This is a genomic window from Arthrobacter sp. 2YAF22_2, assembly GCF_052114645.1.
GTDB lineage: Bacteria > Actinomycetota > Actinomycetes > Actinomycetales > Micrococcaceae > Arthrobacter.
This window is the reverse complement of sequence record NZ_JBFRFD010000352.1, coordinates 1-3,899: the sequence shown is the minus strand read 5'-3', so window position 1 is coordinate 3,899 and position 3,899 is coordinate 1. Positions and strand designations below refer to the sequence as shown.

Below are 3,899 nucleotides of genomic sequence, written 5' to 3'. Positions count from 1 at the left end.
GTCATCCCACTGGCGCTTGTCGTGGCTGCCAAGCGGGTTCCCCCCGCCCCGCCGCGGCGCCCCCGGGGACATGCCCTCCCCTAACCCTTTCCGTGGGACATGCCCTCCCCTAATCCCTTCCGTGGGACATACCCGCCCTTCCCGAGGAGCGATGGACATAATCCCACGATGTCCATCCGCGGCTCCGTGCGGAGAGCATGCTCATTGCTCCCGGCCCAGCGCGGGGAGCATGCCCATTTTTCGCGGGCCATTGGCCGCCGCACATCACTTTTGGGGTCAGAACAGTGGAACATGTCCAACGATGACGGTGGTGCGGGCATGTTCATCAGTGCCTGCGTGCGCCGTTCTGGTTCTCAGGCGGCAGCGGAGAGTCGGCTCAGAGCTTCCCGGACCATGGCGATGAATTCCTGCGGTCGATATTTCAACAACGGATAGCTCACGACCAACGTAGGGACGCCGAGCCGCGTAGTGACGTTCCACCGCCGTCGGTCCTCTTCGAAGCTGGTTCGGTCCATGTGGAAACCGGCGCCATCCGTCTCAATCCCCAGCCTGCCGTCCACCATGAGGTCCAGGTGGCCCATGCCGGGAATATTGACCTGTGACTCGACGTGAAACCCGGCCCGCCGTAACTGGAAGCGGGCCATGCACTCGATGACCGACTGCGACTGCGGAACAATCGAAGCGACGATCCGGCGCTCCCGCGCGTCGTTGCGGCCCGATAGCCGCTGTCGGAGGGCCGACAGCGGGAGGCCCTTGAGGACAACCGCGGATTCGGCAATGACGAGGCCATCCAATTCCGGCAAGCAACGCAGGCTCTGGACAACGGCGTCGAGAAGTGTCGGCGGCGCCGGTGCGCGGTGGCAGACAAAGCCCGGGTAGCTGCGGCTGTGGGTCAGGGCGACATGCTGCTGTTCGGGTGGCTCGAGAACCCAAAGACCGTCAAACTGGGCGGCACTGACGCAGGTAGGCTCAGCAGGAAGAGACCTGATGGCAACGAGTTGCGGATCCGCCGTCGGCAGGGCGTAAACCCCGCGGGACACCCGGGCCACGGCGCCGCTGGCTAAGGCCGCTTTGAGCTGGAAATCGGACACCCCGCCGGCAGCGAGGTGCTTGGCGCGGGCCACGCCGTCGTAGTCGGCAAGCACGTCGTTGATTTTGATCATGGGCCCATCGTGTCGTCGCGCGGCGGACAGGGCACAGCCCCGGTTTCCGCTATGTGCACAAGTCTTAGCCCGGTCCCGGGACGCACGGCTGGGCATCTCGTCCCCTCGCCTGGAGAGGCGGGGAGCTCGGCACAGCCGATGGGCTTGCCCCAGGGGTGCCCATCCACACGGGCGAAGAACGGGCATGCCCCACCGACGCGGGATCCAAGAATGGGCATGCTCCATCCGGACGGGGTGAGCGCTGGACAGGTCCCTCGGTCGGCCCAGGACATGTCCGGTGCTCGGCGCCAGCAGTGGACATGATGCCACTATGCCCACTCCCGGGCACCAAAAATGGGCATGTCCCATCCGGGCGGGCACCAAACCAGCACTACGCCTCGCCAGCACCCAAGCACCCAAGCACCCAAGCACATCAGCACCCAAGCGCCCAAGCGCCCAAGCACCCAAGCACATCAGCACCCAAGCACCCCGGCCCCGGCGGGACTAGCGCACGCGGGCGTAGCGGCGGCACCAAGTGAGCATGCCGACCGTCACCACGGCAATCCCGAAGATCCACAGGTTGCCGGCCAGGTCGCCGAGGATCAGGCGCCGGCCCGGCTCCAGCGTGGCCCACCAGCCCGTCAGCGCGTAGCACCCTGCGCCGCAGACTGCCGCCGGCACAACGGACCGGAATGCCGCCGCCAGCAGCAGCTCCACGGAGGCCAGCAACACCAGCGCGGCCGCGGCGCCCCAGGGCAGTTCGAGGCCGGCGACGGGCACGGCTTGCCGGTGCAGGGCAGTGCCGGCCAGGGCAACAAAAAGAGCTGCCGGCAGGGCGGCGGCAATACCGCCTGCCCTACCGGCAGCTCTCTTGGTCACGTTGCAGAGCCGAAGCCCGGAGTCCGGGACTTAGACCTTCGCGCGGGCACGGTTGGACTTGGCGCGCTCGCTGGTGTCCAGGATGAGCTTCCGGATGCGGATGGCGTCCGGGGTGACCTCGACGCACTCATCTTCGCGGGCGAATTCGAGCGATTCTTCGAGCGTCAGATCGCGCGGCGGCGTCAGGTTCTCGAAGGTGTCGGACGATGCCGCACGCATGTTGGTGAGCTTCTTTTCCTTCGTGATGTTSACGTCCATGTCRTCKGCGCGGGAGTTCTCGCCGACGATCATGCCTTCGTAGACCTCCGAGGTGGGCTTGACGAAGAAGGAACCGCGTTCCTGCAGGTTGATCATGGCGAACGGCGTCACAACACCGGCGCGGTCGGCGATCATCGAACCGTTGGTGCGGTACTCGATCGGGCCGGCCCACGGCTCGTAGCCCTCGGAGATCGAGGCGGCGATGCCGGCGCCACGGGTGTCCGTGAGGAACTTGGTGCGGAACCCGATCAAGCCACGGGCCGGAACGATGAACTCCATGCGGCACCAGCCGGTGCCGTGGTTGGCCATGTTGGTCATCCGGCCCTTGCGGGCTGCCATCAGCTGCGTAACGGCACCCAGGTACTCTTCGGGCACGTCGATGGTCATGTGTTCCATCGGCTCGTGGATCTTGCCGTCGACGGTCTTGGTGACAACCTGGGGCTTGCCCACGGTCAGCTCAAAGCCTTCGCGGCGCATCTGCTCGACCAGGATGGCCAGCGCCAGCTCGCCTCGGCCCTGGACTTCCCAGGCATCCGGGCGCTCGGTGGGGAGCACCTTGAGGGAGACGTTACCGATCAGTTCCTTGTCGAGGCGGTCCTTGACCTGGCGGGCGGTGACCTTCGCGCCCTTGACCTTGCCGGCCAGCGGCGAGGTGTTGATACCGATGGTCATCGAGATGGCCGGGTCGTCAACCGTGATCAGCGGCAGCGGCTGCGGGTTGTCGACGTCGGTCAAGGTCTCACCGATGGTGATTTCCTCGATGCCGGCGACGGCGACAATTTCGCCCGGGCCCGCGGACTCGGCCGGTACGCGGTCCAGGGCCTTGGTGGCGAGCAGTTCGGTGATCTTGACGTTCTTGAGCTCGCCGTTGGCGCGGGCCCAGGCCACGGTCTGGCCCTTGCGCAGGGTGCCGTTGTAGATCCGCAGCAGGGCCAGGCGGCCAAGGAACGGCGAGGCGTCCAGGTTGGTGACGTGCGCCTGCAGGACACCGTTCGGGTTGTAGGTAGGCGCCGGGATGTGGTCGATGATCGTCTTGAACAGCGGTTCAAGGTCCTCGTTTTCCGGGGCAGAGCCGTCGGCGGGCTGTTCGAGCGAGGCGCGGCCGACCTTGGCGGCAGCGTAGACCACGGGGACGTTGAGGATCTTGTCCAGGTCCAGATCCGGAACTTCGTCGGCCAGGTCGGAGGCCAGGCCCAGGAGCAGATCCATGGACTCGTGCACAACTTCTTCGATCCGCGCGTCGGGGCGGTCGGTCTTGTTGACCAGCAGGATCACCGGCAGGTGCGCGGCGAGGGCCTTGCGCAGGACGAAGCGGGTCTGCGGCAGCGGACCTTCAGAGGCATCGACGAGGAGAACCACGCCGTCGACCATGGACAGGCCGCGCTCGACCTCGCCGCCGAAGTCGGCGTGGCCGGGGGTGTCTATCACGTTGATCGTGATGGTCTCGCCGTTGGAGGACGGTCCGTTGTAGGCCACCGTGGTGTTCTTGGCCAGGATGGTGATGCCCTTTTCGCGTTCCAGGTCACCGGAGTCCATCACGCGGTCTTCGAGGTGGTTGTGCTCGGCAAATGAGTTGGTCTGCTTGAGCATGGCGTCGACCAGAGTGGTCTTGCCGTGGTC

At 66.1% G+C, this 3,899-nt stretch carries 3 protein-coding genes; all 3 read right to left on the bottom strand.

Translation table 11 applies throughout. The features are described 5' to 3' along the window. Nucleotides 1–353: 353 nt before the first annotated feature. Entirely contained in the window at nucleotides 354–1,163 is an 810-nt protein-coding gene (locus AB4Y86_RS13805; RefSeq protein WP_441402782.1) for a hypothetical protein, read from the bottom strand. Between the two features lie 483 nt (nucleotides 1,164–1,646). Further along, nucleotides 1,647–2,021 carry a hypothetical protein gene (locus AB4Y86_RS13800; RefSeq protein WP_441402781.1) on the bottom strand — a complete coding sequence of 125 codons (375 nt, stop codon included), beginning with the start codon at nucleotides 2,019–2,021 and terminating at the stop codon, nucleotides 1,647–1,649. Between the two features lie 30 nt (nucleotides 2,022–2,051). Further along, nucleotides 2,052–3,899 (bottom strand): translational GTPase TypA (typA, locus tag AB4Y86_RS13795; RefSeq protein WP_441402780.1); only part of this gene is annotated, 1,848 nt, incomplete at its 5' end.

Coding starts and splice junctions, on each gene's coding strand:
- AB4Y86_RS13805 (WP_441402782.1), bottom strand. CDS start 1,163: ATGATCAAAATCAACGACGTGCTTGCCGACTACGACGGCGTGGCCCGC.